Source organism: Lysinibacillus sphaericus, assembly GCF_002982115.1.
Lineage (GTDB): Bacteria > Bacillota > Bacilli > Bacillales_A > Planococcaceae > Lysinibacillus > Lysinibacillus sphaericus.
The window spans coordinates 1,709,368-1,721,695 of the sequence record NZ_CP019980.1 but is presented as its reverse complement, the minus strand read 5'-3'; the positions used below and the strand labels follow the sequence as shown (position 1 = coordinate 1,721,695).

At 36.5% G+C, this 12,328-nt stretch carries 15 protein-coding genes and 1 other annotated feature; of the genes, 4 read left to right on the top strand and 11 right to left on the bottom strand.

The window, feature by feature from the left end:
- Nucleotides 1-46: 46 nt before the first annotated feature.
- Nucleotides 47-691: an MBL fold metallo-hydrolase gene (locus LS41612_RS08610; protein ID WP_024361273.1), complete on the bottom strand. Its 645-nt coding sequence runs from the start codon at nucleotides 689-691 to the stop codon at nucleotides 47-49.
- A 168-nt stretch (nucleotides 692-859) separates the two neighbouring features.
- On the opposite strand from LS41612_RS08610, the gene LS41612_RS08605 reads away from it, so the two are divergent.
- Both LS41612_RS08605 and LS41612_RS08600 read left to right on the top strand, forming a co-directional pair.
- Nucleotides 860-1,039, top strand: coding sequence for a DUF2759 domain-containing protein (locus LS41612_RS08605; RefSeq protein ID WP_024361274.1), 180 nt, complete (start codon nucleotides 860-862; stop codon nucleotides 1,037-1,039).
- A gap of 203 nt (nucleotides 1,040-1,242) precedes the next feature.
- Nucleotides 1,243-1,782: a TlpA family protein disulfide reductase gene (locus LS41612_RS08600; RefSeq protein ID WP_105928901.1), complete on the top strand. Its 540-nt coding sequence runs from the start codon at nucleotides 1,243-1,245 to the stop codon at nucleotides 1,780-1,782.
- A 109-nt stretch (nucleotides 1,783-1,891) separates the two neighbouring features.
- Here the strand turns inward: LS41612_RS08600 and LS41612_RS08595 are convergent, their stop codons facing one another.
- The 4 genes from LS41612_RS08595 to rpmG all read right to left on the bottom strand — a co-directional run bounded on the left by LS41612_RS08595 (nucleotide 1,892) and on the right by rpmG (nucleotide 5,075).
- Nucleotides 1,892-3,787: an LTA synthase family protein gene (locus LS41612_RS08595; protein WP_024361276.1), complete on the bottom strand. Its 1,896-nt coding sequence runs from the start codon at nucleotides 3,785-3,787 to the stop codon at nucleotides 1,892-1,894.
- A gap of 277 nt (nucleotides 3,788-4,064) precedes the next feature.
- Nucleotides 4,065-4,274 carry a YqgQ family protein gene (locus tag LS41612_RS08590; protein WP_024361277.1) on the bottom strand — a complete coding sequence of 70 codons (210 nt, stop codon included), beginning with the start codon at nucleotides 4,272-4,274 and terminating at the stop codon, nucleotides 4,065-4,067.
- Nucleotide 4,275: 1 nt separating this feature from the next.
- Nucleotides 4,276-4,860, bottom strand: a complete 585-nt coding sequence (locus LS41612_RS08585; protein WP_029747101.1) for a 5-formyltetrahydrofolate cyclo-ligase — start codon at nucleotides 4,858-4,860, stop codon at nucleotides 4,276-4,278.
- A 65-nt stretch (nucleotides 4,861-4,925) separates the two neighbouring features.
- On the bottom strand, nucleotides 4,926-5,075 hold the full coding sequence (rpmG, locus tag LS41612_RS08580) for a 50S ribosomal protein L33 (RefSeq protein ID WP_008408521.1): 150 nt from the start codon (nucleotides 5,073-5,075) through the stop codon (nucleotides 4,926-4,928).
- A gap of 159 nt (nucleotides 5,076-5,234) precedes the next feature.
- On the opposite strand from rpmG, the gene LS41612_RS08575 reads away from it, so the two are divergent.
- Both LS41612_RS08575 and LS41612_RS08570 read left to right on the top strand, forming a co-directional pair.
- A complete protein-coding gene (locus tag LS41612_RS08575; RefSeq protein ID WP_024361278.1) occupies nucleotides 5,235-5,678 on the top strand; it encodes a hypothetical protein in 444 nt (147 codons plus the stop codon).
- A 2-nt stretch (nucleotides 5,679-5,680) separates the two neighbouring features.
- Complete coding sequence (locus tag LS41612_RS08570; RefSeq protein WP_024361279.1) at nucleotides 5,681-6,196, top strand: hypothetical protein; 516 nt, start codon at nucleotides 5,681-5,683, stop codon at nucleotides 6,194-6,196.
- Between the two features lie 125 nt (nucleotides 6,197-6,321).
- On the opposite strand, the gene LS41612_RS08565 is transcribed toward LS41612_RS08570, so the two are convergent.
- The 6 genes from LS41612_RS08565 to pstB all read right to left on the bottom strand — a co-directional run bounded on the left by LS41612_RS08565 (nucleotide 6,322) and on the right by pstB (nucleotide 12,304).
- Nucleotides 6,322-6,891: an anthranilate synthase component II gene (locus LS41612_RS08565; protein ID WP_029747102.1), complete on the bottom strand. Its 570-nt coding sequence runs from the start codon at nucleotides 6,889-6,891 to the stop codon at nucleotides 6,322-6,324.
- The gene (trpE, locus tag LS41612_RS08560; protein ID WP_024361280.1) at nucleotides 6,888-8,273 is read right to left on the bottom strand and encodes an anthranilate synthase component I; all 1,386 of its coding nucleotides are present in this window, start codon (nucleotides 8,271-8,273) and stop codon (nucleotides 6,888-6,890) included. The genes LS41612_RS08565 and trpE overlap by 4 nt, the downstream gene beginning before the upstream one ends.
- Before the next feature lie 68 nt (nucleotides 8,274-8,341).
- Nucleotides 8,342-8,547: a binding site (T-box leader), on the bottom strand.
- A 39-nt stretch (nucleotides 8,548-8,586) separates the two neighbouring features.
- Nucleotides 8,587-9,654 (bottom strand): mechanosensitive ion channel family protein, encoded by a 1,068-nt coding sequence (locus tag LS41612_RS08555; protein WP_024361281.1) that lies wholly within the window; start codon nucleotides 9,652-9,654, stop codon nucleotides 8,587-8,589.
- Between the two features lie 115 nt (nucleotides 9,655-9,769).
- Nucleotides 9,770-10,642, bottom strand: coding sequence for a hypothetical protein (locus LS41612_RS08550; protein ID WP_024361282.1), 873 nt, complete (start codon nucleotides 10,640-10,642; stop codon nucleotides 9,770-9,772).
- 192 nt (nucleotides 10,643-10,834) lie between these two features.
- The gene (phoU, locus tag LS41612_RS08545; protein WP_024361283.1) at nucleotides 10,835-11,494 is read right to left on the bottom strand and encodes a phosphate signaling complex protein PhoU; all 660 of its coding nucleotides are present in this window, start codon (nucleotides 11,492-11,494) and stop codon (nucleotides 10,835-10,837) included.
- Between the two features lie 18 nt (nucleotides 11,495-11,512).
- Nucleotides 11,513-12,304 (bottom strand): phosphate ABC transporter ATP-binding protein PstB, encoded by a 792-nt coding sequence (gene pstB / locus LS41612_RS08540; protein WP_172583046.1) that lies wholly within the window; start codon nucleotides 12,302-12,304, stop codon nucleotides 11,513-11,515.
- Between the last annotated feature and the right edge of the window lie 24 nt (nucleotides 12,305-12,328).

Sequence of the window (12,328 nt, the reverse complement as noted above, 5' to 3'; positions counted from 1 at the left end):
CGCTTTTTTTATTACCTATCGCTATCACATGCCGTTTAAAACGCCATTAAAAGCCATTTAAGAAAGGATTCGTTTCCATTTCTGTACCAATGGTTGTGTAATTCCCATGACCAGGGTAAACAATGGTATCTTCAGGCAATGATAGGAGTTTGTCATGAATGGATGCAAGTAATAGTTTTGTTGATCCTCCAAGTAAATCTGTACGCCCTATACTTTGTTCGAATAATGTATCTCCAACGATGGCAAAACCATCTTGTTCAAAAATATATGAAATACTACCAGGTGAATGGCCGGGAGTAAATACGGCATTAAATACAAAATTACTTATTTCAAAAAGTTGCTCTTTTTTAATAATATGTTCTTTAGCAGGAGCAGCAACCTTATAATCTGGTAAAGAAGCATATTTACCAGAACCATTTTTCATCGGGTCATCTAGCCAGCTAACCTCTTTTTCATGAATCCACACAGGAATATTAAAAGCTTCTCTGACTTCATCCACTGCACCAATATGATCAAAATGGGCATGTGTTAAAAAAATGGCCAATGGCTTTAATCCATTGCTGCGAATTACCTTTATAATTTTTGTCGCTTCTTCGCCTGGATCAAATATTAAGCATTCTTTCTCTTTATTCGATACGATATAACAATTCGTTTGGATTGGTCCAAGGGAATAGCTTCGTACGTTCATCATCTTTATCACCTCAACTTCATATTATACATTCTTTGCCACAATTTGACGATAAAAGTTCATACTTTACTCTATATTAGTCCTCGACAAAAACAGGTAGAACGTTTACAATTAAGGAGGAATATTGTTTACGACATTCATTTTCTGATGTCGAAAGGAGTGTCTTTTTTAATGAACTTATTAATGGTTATTTTTGGTCTAGTAGCGATTTTAGCTGTCGTTGGTACATTCCAAGCAATTAAAGAAAAAAACTTACTAAGCATTGTTTTCAACTTAGCAAGTGCTGGGGTATTCGGTTGGTTCGTCATCATGACAATCGTTCATAGTGGATATCCTCCAGCGTTACACTAAAATCCAGACAGAAAAGAGCAGTCTCTATTAGGAGGCTGCTCTTTTTCTTTTCTGTAGAATGTTTTCATCCATGAATCATGCTAACCCTTATAAAAAATAGGAGGTTTTTTCTCATAAATTACGTTATCATATAAGGTAGTATTTTATAAAGATGGTATAATTTATTTAATTTGCCTATATCTATATGCACTAAAAGGAGATTTATGATGAAACGTAAAACGATATTAATGGTCATCTCGTTAGTAGTTGTACTGGCACTCATTGGTATTGCTGTGAAAAATGAAATATACAAAGAGAGCCAACCTAATTTGATTGTAGATAAACAAACAGGGGCAAAGATGCTTAACTTTAAAAGCCCTTTAACACGCTTAGATGAATCCTCAACAACGTTAGAAGAATATAAAGGGAACATTCTAATTATTAATTTTTGGGCTTCTTGGTGCGGTCCCTGTCATGAGGAAGCGCCGGACTTAAATACTTTTTATGAGCAAAAACCAAATAATGTTGAGTTGCTCGCAATCAATGCAACTTCAAATGATAGTCGTGAAAATGCAATCAAGTTTCAACAATTATACAATTTAAGTTTTCCTATTTTCTTAGATCATGATCGAGCACTCGGGAAGGCTTTCGAAGTCATGGCTTACCCTACTACCTTTATTATTGATGCTGAGGGGACTTTGAGATATACAGTGGAGGGGCAAGTTACACAAAAGGACTTACAACAGTTCCTATCGCATCTATAAAAGATAACTAGCAACGATTGCATTGCTAAATTTTCGAAATTAACTGAATTGTTTGGGTGACTGGCACCAAAAAAAGGCATACTAGAAGTTCTAGTATGCCTTTTTTGATTTACTTCACTGCATTTTGTTTTAAATTGCCTGTTTTTTCATCATAGAATCGGAGTAAGTCCCCGTTTATGATGGCATCCGAATTTTCTAATTCCGTTGTTGCTCGGTCTGCATAAGGTTGACAAGGCGCTACATCAATTTGTTCCCCTGTTGCTTTGTCGTAGCAAGCCTCACCAGCATAAACGTATTTATCTGTAATGAATCGGCCGTCACGGAAAATAACGAAATCCTCGTGCTCTGGTGAGAATAAATCTGCACCAAGTTGCATATCTTTTGACGTTTCAACGCCAAGTAAATGTAAAATAGTTGGTCGTAAATCTATTTGTCCAGATACCTCTGTCATCTCTTTCCCTTGACCATCGCCAGGGATATGGATGAATAAAGGTACTTCTTGCAATAATGCATTATCATACGGTGTAATGCCGTCTTTTTCTAAATATTGTGCCATTGCTTTATTATGGTTTTCGGAAATTCCATAATGGTCTCCATACATAACGATAATCGAATTATCATAAACGCCTTGGTCTTTTAGATCTTGGAAGAAGTCTTTTAGCGCCTCATCCATGTAACGAACTGTTTGGAAGTAGCGATTTAACGTTCCTGAGTTTGATGTGTATTCAGGAATCATCACGTCTTCTGGATCTAAAGTGAATGGATAGTGGTTTGTTAACGTAATTAAACGAGAGTAGAATGGCTGTGGCATGTCTTTCATCAATGCAGCGGACTGCTCCATAAACGGAATATCTTTCATACCCCAGTTGACAGCTTGGCCTTCTTCTACTTTATATGAGTCTACATCATAGAATTTATCAATTTTTAAAGATTGGTACATTATATCACGATTCCAGAACGATTTATTGTTCGGGTGCATAACGTTTGTAAAGTACCCATTTTCCCCAAGACGCTCTGCCATTGAGTTATACGTATTACCACCATGTGTGAAGAAGACCGCACCACGGCCAAGACCAAATAATGAGTTTTCTACAATAAACTCAGAGTCCGATGTTTTCCCTAACCCTGTTTGGTGATAGAAATTACTGAAATAATACGTATCTGGATCTTTTGTTAAAGAGTTAAAGAATGGCGTAATTTCGTGTCCATTCATATCATTATTAATCACAAAGTTTTGTAATGACTCGAGAGACACGACAATTAAGTTACGATCTTTGTATTTTCCAAACATATCTTCGTTAATCGCTGCTTGGTTAGAACGAATGTAGTTATTCACTTCTACTAATTCACTGCCATCCGCTAATGCGCGTTGTGCAGATGATTTTGACTGGATATAAATATCATACAGATGATAGTTGTACGTACCTATATTTTTAACAAGTAGTTCGCGGTCGAAGCTACGTGTTAATAATTGTGGACGCTCTGTTTCCGCTAAACCTAAGTTTAAAAATGTCATCGCAATAGCTAACACGAAAAATGCACGGCGGAATTCAACGTTTACTTTTACTGCTGCTTTCATTTTAGGTAAGTACTTATTAGCGATAATAATAATAAAGACATCTGCAAAATATAAAAGATCCCATGGATTAATAATAGCTGCAGCGGAAGTTCCTAAATCACTAAAGTTACTTGTCTGGAATAATACCGGCAATGTAATAAAGTCATTGTAGAATCGATAGAACGCAACGTTTCCGTATAAAACAATCGATAATACGATACTCATAGTGATTATATAGCGATTTCTTATTTTAGGTGTTTTAAAGAATAACGATAATCCATAAACAAACAGTAAAAAACTTAATGGATTAATAAACAAAATAAATTGTTGCATTGCATTTTCAATTTTCAACTCAAAGCTTGTGTGGTACACAATGACCGTTTTTATCCAAGTTGCTACGATTGCTAGTATCATAAATGAATGTTTAGGCCACTTAGTTAATTTCATTCCTAACATCCTCCCTATTCCTTACAAAAAAATAATAAAATTTACAATTTGATTTCTGAAACAAAATATATCTTAATCCATTTTTTACAGATAATCAACAGATATATTTTTGGCAGCCTTTCTCCTCGGCTTCATTATAGCTTAACATTAATATATACGTTTTTAAATGTAAAAAGTTTCGTAAAAACATAAAAACAGTGGTAAACCACTGTTTTTACTAATTTTACATACATATTACGATATTTTTACCGAACCCAAATTATTCGCTATTGAAACATTACTGCTTATTTTGCTCAACCCGCAGTCTTGTCGTTTCTTGTCGTATTAACAACAGTGCCATTTGGTAATCTTTAATGTCGAGTACATTCGCCTTGTACAACTCACGAATTTCATCCTCCATTAACATTAAATCGCCAATAGGATCACGTGTATAAATATAAGTGCCATATGTTTTTAATAAATCATAAATATCTAGCATTTTATCCATTTTATTTCGCTCCTCGTTGCGCTTCACAATCAATGCGTTTTGTCGGTGTGATGATAAGATCTACTGGGTAGTCGTGCGTCTCTACAGGCACCTGTTCATATAGTTGCTCATCAAAAAGCACAGACATTAGTTTACCTTTTTTATAGTGTAATACATAGCGATCGTAATAACCACCACCGTAGCCTATTCGATAGCCTTGTGTGTCAAAAACTACGCCAGGAACAAGTATGATATCCATTTCATTTGCGTCAACAAACTCACTTATTTCCGGAATTGGTTCACGCAAATGCATATAAACAGTTTCTAACTGGGCAAACGATTCTATCGCATAAAATGACATTTCTCTTGTTTTTGCGTTACATTTTGGAACTGCCACTGTTTTACCAAGCTTCCAAAGTGCTTCGATTAGATGAATTGTGTCCACTTCTGGCTTATTAGAAATTGTAATGCCAATCGTATTTGCTTCTATTATATATGGTTCCTGTAGCACTTTTCTTGCGATAGCAAATGATTGTTCGCGATATGTAGCTGCACTCATATTTGAGAGTGCTTCACGCACCTTGTTTCGCAACGATTTTTTATCCACGACATCGCACCTCCCTTTAAAATGTAGAAAGCCAAAACCACGTGTGGTTTTGGCTTAATGAGCGATTACTTTGTTTCACGGTGAAGAGTGTATTTCTTCTCGCGAGAGCAATATTTTTTAAGTTCAAGACGCTCTGGATTGTTACGCTTGTTCTTTTTAGAAATGTAGTTACGTTCGCCGCAATCTGTGCAAGCTAAAGTAATATTTACGCGCATTATTAACCCTCCCACTCTATATCAAGAATTTAAATTTGAGCATGATTTATACGACTAACCTATTATAACATAAACTGAAAAAAAATCTACCTTCATTTCATATTAAGTTTGCATGTGGTAAAATACCTTATAATTACATAATTTAATGGGGTGAAACTAGTGGATTTATCCATCATACTTATGATTGTCGGTATCGTTCTTATCTTTTTATCGTTCTTTTTCAAAGATAGTGCGAAAAAAGTCGAACAAGATGTCGAAGAATTGTCCATTTCTATTTTTCAAGAAACGAATAATTTAAAGCGACGTCTCAAAATTGTAGAAGAAGAGCTATTACTAGAACCTGAATTTCAGGTTAAATCATCCATAGCTAAAAATCCTCCGACGCAAAATCCAAAGGTTCAACAGGTTATGCAGGCTGTTCAACAAGCTGCACAAGTAAAAAAGGCTGAACCGATGCCAAACAACTTAAAGCCGATTCATGAAATCATTATCAGTCAGGTACTCGAACTCAACAAGCAAGGGCTTTCCATTGCTGATATTAGTATTCGCTCCAATTTAACGGAAGAGCAAGTGCGACAAGTGATTGCAAACGGAGGTAGATAATAATGAATAAATCCGCCATCCGTGCATTTGGTATCGCCCTTTTCCTAGTCGGCGCATTGCTTTCTATAGCCGATCGCTTGGATCTGAATATTGGTCTACCGACAGTTTCCTCCTCAAACGATAAGGATGTAGAGGAACTACAAAAAAAACTTGAGCAAGCAACGAAAGAAATCGCAACATTAAAAGCGAACTCGACGAAAGAAACTGGGAATGAAAATAAGCAACAAGAAAATGCAACTGACACGTCTGCAGAAGATAAGCGTACTGATAGTACCCCGAAAGCTGATAAGAACGCTGATAATGAAGTCACAATGACACTTCAAATATATAGCGGTATAACGCCCTATATTGTGGCGCAAAAGCTCGAAGACGGTGGCATTATTACAAATAGTGTAGAGATGGAGCTATTACTTGCGAACGCAAAATATGCTCGAAGTTTACAAATCGGCTCTTATGAAGTTAATTCTTCCATGTCATTAGAGGAAATTGCCAAATTAATAACTGGGAAAAAGCAATAATACATCGTAAATGACAAAAATCCACTTCGCTCTCCGCGTAGCACTTCATAAGTCGCAGGAGGCAAGTGGATTTTTTCTATTGAAAATCAAATTGTTTGGAAATTGTTTGAGTGCCTGGCACGCACCTAAACGAGTGCTAAAAAGGCTTGCACGATGTCACTACCTGTCTTAGTGCCTATTGATTCTGGATGGAATTGCAATCCAACAAGTGGATAGTGCTTATGTTGAATAGCCATAATTTCTCCATCATCACGCGAAGTGGCAGTTATAATAAAATCTTCATGCAACGTGGATGGCTCTATGATTAACGAGTGATAGCGCATCACTTCCATATCACCTTCGAATTGCGCAAAAACGCCTGTTTGCTCATACTGTAGAGCAGATAGCTTGCCATGCATTATATTTTTAGCTTGCTCAATTGTTCCCCCAAATGCCTGCCCTATCGACTGATGACCTAAACAAATCCCTAAAATCGGATATTTTGTATATAGTTCTTGTACAACTTGTACTGTGATTCCTGCCTCATTTGGTGTACCTGGACCTGGTGATAAAATAATTGCTTCTGGTTGCATATCAATTATTTCTTCAATTGTTACTTCATCATTCCTTACTACTTGAACTTCCTTACCAAGCATACTGACTTGCTGAAATAAATTATATGTGAATGAATCATAATTATCGATGAGTAAAATCATTGTTTAACCTCCAGTAGCGCACGAGCTTTATTTATTGTTTCTTCATATTCAGACAAAGGTACTGAATCATACACAACGCCTGCACCTGCTTGCACATGCGCAAACCCATCTTTGATTACCATCGTACGAATAGCCAACGCTAAATCCATATCACCTGAAGCTGAAATATACCCAACTGCACCAGCATAAACGCCGCGCTTCACTGGCTCTAGCTCATTAATTAACTGCATTGCTCGTATCTTAGGGGCCCCCGACACTGTACCAGCTGGCAAACATGCGCTAAGAACGTCTAACACATGGACTTCATCACGAAGTTCACCAATAACTTCAGATACAATATGCATGACATGTTTGTAGCGTTCAATGTTCATATATTTCACAAGCTTCACGGTGCCAATCTTGGAAATTCTTCCAATATCATTACGCCCTAAGTCAACTAACATTCGATGCTCAGCGATTTCTTTTTCATCCGTCAATAAGCTTTCAGCAATTTCTTCATCTTGCTGTTGCGTTGTACCACGTGGTTTTGTTCCAGCAATTGGATTTGTTGTAACTTTGCGATCCTTGACCTTTACAAGACTCTCTGGAGAAGTTCCTAAAATTGTGTATGCCTCAAAATCCATATAAAACATATAAGGTGATGGATTCGACGTTCTTAACTGCCGATATAAGGCAAATGGATTGCCTGTAAACGATGAAGAAAAACGTTGGGATAACACGATTTGGAAAATATCTCCCTTCACAATATGCTGTTTTGCGCGCTCAACAATCGCAATAAACTCTTCCTTTGGTATCATTGGTTGAAAATCAATTGTACCTAGCTCCATTGCACCAAATGTCGTACCTGCATGTAGCTGTTGCTCAATTTCAGCAATAGCGGCTTCCATCTTATCAAGGGTGCGCCCTTCATTAAATAAATCGATTGCTGCTAATGTCACCTCTTGCTTCAAATGATCAAACACGATAAACGTATCATAGAAAAAAACATGGACATCAGGCATTTCTAAATTATCATGTAAATATTCACCAATTTTTTCAGCATAAAAGGCGGTTTCATAACCAAAAAAGCCGATTGCGCCACCAAAAAAAGCAAAAGGATAATCCGCTTCATGAAGTGGCATTACTTCTTTTAGTTTTTGTAAGACATTATCGTTAGACGTATCCATTTTCATTCCTTTAGTATATTGATAACCGTTTTTATACCCAATCAGTTCTGCTATTGGGTTAACCGCGATAAAGGAATAACGCCCACTTTCTTCATGTTTGGCTGAAGATTCAAATAGCATCTTATGCTTTCCTGTCAGAGATTGATACACCGATATAGGCGTCATCATATCCCCCTGTAATACTTTGATGGCAAATCTGCTAAGCTCAACTGTCATTCTTAATCTCTCCTTCACTATGCTCTGCTCTACTACACCAAAAAACCATATAAAAAGGCCTTTCCATCGCAAAGGACGGAAAAGCCGTGGTGCCACCTTTATTGGTCTTAAAAGACCCTCTCAACGCCTTGTAACGTAGGCAAACGCTAATCCATACTTAACTTCTGGATTAGGGCTCCGAAGTCCATTCGCTATTTATTTGTACTAGCTTCCACCAACCGCTAGCTCTCTTGAACAAATAATAATAGCTACTACTCTTCATCTAAGCCGATTATTAGTATATATTGTAATGTAAAATATCGAACAATTCAAATTATTTTTTCTCAAGTTTACACTCGTCCGGTTGTTCTGCAAGTGCTATCTCATAATCTTGAACAACTTGGCGAATCACAAATAAAATATCCTGCCGTACATTTAACATAACAGCCGTATCATTGGTTGCAACATAAAAACGAACAAGAACCCGATATGATGCTTGATAGAATTCATCTATATATACATGAATCAGCTCTTTTTCAGTATTTGCATGCAAATGAATTTGCTGATGAATTGTGCTTAAAGCACTACGTAATGTTTCTTCTTCGTTTTCCGCAGCTACATATAAAAACAACTCACATTTTCGTTTCTCTCGTTTTGATAAATTATATATTGGACGATTCACTAAATATGAGTTCGGCACATAAACAAGCCCTTTGTCGCCTGTTTGAATAAGTGTACTGCGAAGGTTGATATCCTCAATGGTACCTTCTATTTTTTGATCCTCTGTCGCAATCCAATCGCCTATTTGAAATGGATTGTCGAGTGCAACGGACATCCCACCAAAAACATGGGCTAGGGTGTCACGAATACCAAAAGCAATCGCTACCCCTGTTAAACCAATTCCTGTTAAAAAGCCATTTAGATTAAAGTTCCAAAAGGACGCAATTGTAAACATAGCTAAAATCATAATAAGCACTTTACCAATACGCAGGAAAAACGGTAAAAGAACATTTTGCTCCTCGTCACTATTTAACTCTAATGGTTTCTTTGTATAGTAGTGAAGCACATCATATACGCCTTTAAAGGCAAAAAACACCATGATAGACAACACAAAATTCTTTGTTGCAAAATGTGTAAATAAAAATACTTTAAGTAAATTCGATAAACTTAGGACAACTACTGCTGACATAAACGCATATCGGATTGCCTTATTAAATTGTCCAAGAACAGTCGCTTGAAAATGACGCTGTCTATTCTTTAAAAATGTAACACTGCTCGTAATGATTTTCTTCAGCACAAAATGCTGAAACAACCATCCCACAACACAAAATGCGACCGCAATGGTAATGTCTATCCACGTTGGTACAGTCAAGTTCGGTAATAACCATTTCAATGAATCCATGTAATACTCCTTTTACATACCTATGTACTTTTTCAATTATACTTGTGCAAAAAATTGATGTTAAGATTTACAGTAAAAATAAGCCGACCAATAACGATTTGGTCAGCTTCGCATTTTATTGAATCGCATCCTCTGAAAAAATGGCTCTATTTGCAAACCAGAAGTGATGCTCATTAAAACAATGCTCATTCATCGCAATAACAGAAAATTCAGCATGATAGCGCTGCTTCATTTCATCTAACATGGTCTTTGCACGCTTTCCTAATAAATGTGGTCCATCAACAGGATTCCCTTCAGTAAAAATAAGAACCTCCGTTTCTGCACATTGCTGATTTTCTTGTAGCAAACCTTTTACAAACTGTAGCACAGGCAAAATAGCTGCTTCACCTTGTGCCTTATATTCAATAAAATCTTTAAAATCAGATAGATTTAAATGACCATTTTCAAAGCGGAAGTGCACGTGAATTTGACAATCGTATGGCACGATATATAGATCTCTTTGCTCTTTATGTGCATTCATAAATAACGGCAAAATCATACTTTTACAAAGCGCTGAATACCTCTCCATACCAAAAGTTTGTTCCAGACAAATAATAATAGGCCCTTGCTCTTCCTTGTAATCAACAAATGGCACATATAGTACATTTCCACTTTTAGTTGTATGCTGCTTTAACTTTTGACGTCTCGCTTCTTGCCATTTTTGCGCATAGTACATGCGTTGCTCTTTACCGTTGGCTAAGCGCTCGGCCTGTTCAATAGCTGGAACGTTTTCTCGGATTTCATGCATAACATCCGCTAGCTCAAGTGCAAATGCTGCCATATTACGCAGTGTCTCACTTTTGTAAAAATAATCAATAAAAAAATGTTGTTCCTTCTCACTTAGCTCTTCTACATGTAAATTTTCATATAGATAATCTAAGTAGTTGCGTTGTTCTGACGAAATCTCTAGACCAAATTTCTTTATAAGTGATTCTACACCGTCTTTCACGAAGCAGCACCTCCTAAGAACATTTTTTTGGATAATGTCTATAGTATAACCAAAAAATTTTTTTGACAATACAAATAAACACACTACAATATTTGACGTAGGTGTAGAGTGTAATGTTGCCGCGATTTCTTATATTTAATAGTGTATTAAAGGGCAAAAAGAGAACGGCCACTTAGTCGCAGCCCTTCTCTTTTAATTATTCAATTCATAATGTTTACCTTTAATTAAGTAAAATAAATGTTCGGCAATATTCGTTGCATGATCCGCTGAACGTTCTAAATGACGACAAACAAATGTTAAATGTGTAAATTGCGAAATATGAGATGGACTTTCTGCACCAGCACGAAGTAATAATGTTACTGTTGCCCCATATAAATCATCTACGTAATCGTCAAGTTCAGCAATTTCTTTTGCTCGGACAGTATCTTCTTCCCTAAAGGCTGTAATAATACTTTCAAGCATTTCGACTGTCTTATTACACATCGATTGTAAATTGGTCGTTGGGAAGATTAGAGGCTCCTTACCTAAACGAATCGTCTCTTTTGCGATATTAACTGCATAATCTCCCACTCTCTCCATATCAGATGCAGCTTTTACAAGTACCATAAGTCGGCGCAAATCTGTCGCTACAGGTTGTTGCTTGGCAATCATCAAAATTACTCGGTCATTAATTTCTTCCTCAAGGCGATTAATATATAAATCATCTTCAATAATTTTTAATGATTTCTCCAAATCTTGCTCTAACAATGCCTCAAAAGATATTTTTAATGCATTAATACTATTTGTTGCAATTTCTACAAACTGTTCTTGAATTTCCTTAAGCTCTTGCTCAAATCGTTCACGTACTACCATCTATAGTTCCCCCTATGCTTAGCCGAAGCGTCCTGAAATGTAATCTTCTGTACGTTGATCTGAAGGTGTTTGGAAAATCACATCTGTTTTGTCATATTCCACAACTTCGCCGCTTAGGAAAAATGCTGTACGGTCTGAAATACGTGCCGCTTGTTGCATATTATGTGTAACAATAACGATTGAATAATCTTTTTTAAGCTCTTGTACAAGCTCTTCTACTTTTAACGTAGAAATTGGGTCAAGTGCAGAAGTGGGCTCATCCATTAAAATAACATCTGGCTCGATTGCTAAACAACGCGCAATACAAATACGCTGTTGCTGACCACCTGATAAACCATAAGCATTTTGATTTAGACGATCTTTTACTTCATCCCAAATAGCCGCACCGCGCAATGATTTTTCAACAATTTCATCTAGAATTTTTTTGTTTTTAATGCCGTGGATACGTGGACCGTAAGCAATATTATCATAGATTGATTTTGGGAATGGGTTAGGTTTTTGGAATACCATCCCTACGCGAGTACGTAATTCCTCAACTGTATAGTTTTTATCTAAGATATTTCGTTCACGGTATAATATTTCGCCCGATGTACGAACTATCGGTACTAGCTCTACCATTCTGTTTAACGTTTTTAAATAAGTAGATTTCCCGCAACCTGAAGGGCCAATAATAGCTGTGACTTCATTTTCATAAATACTTAAATTAACATCTTTTAAACCGTGATGATCACCGTACCATAAATTTAAGTTACGAGTATCATACACTACTTTTTTCGCAACTTCAGCAGATGGCTTTACATTTATATTAATTGATTTGACAACTGAATTTTCCTC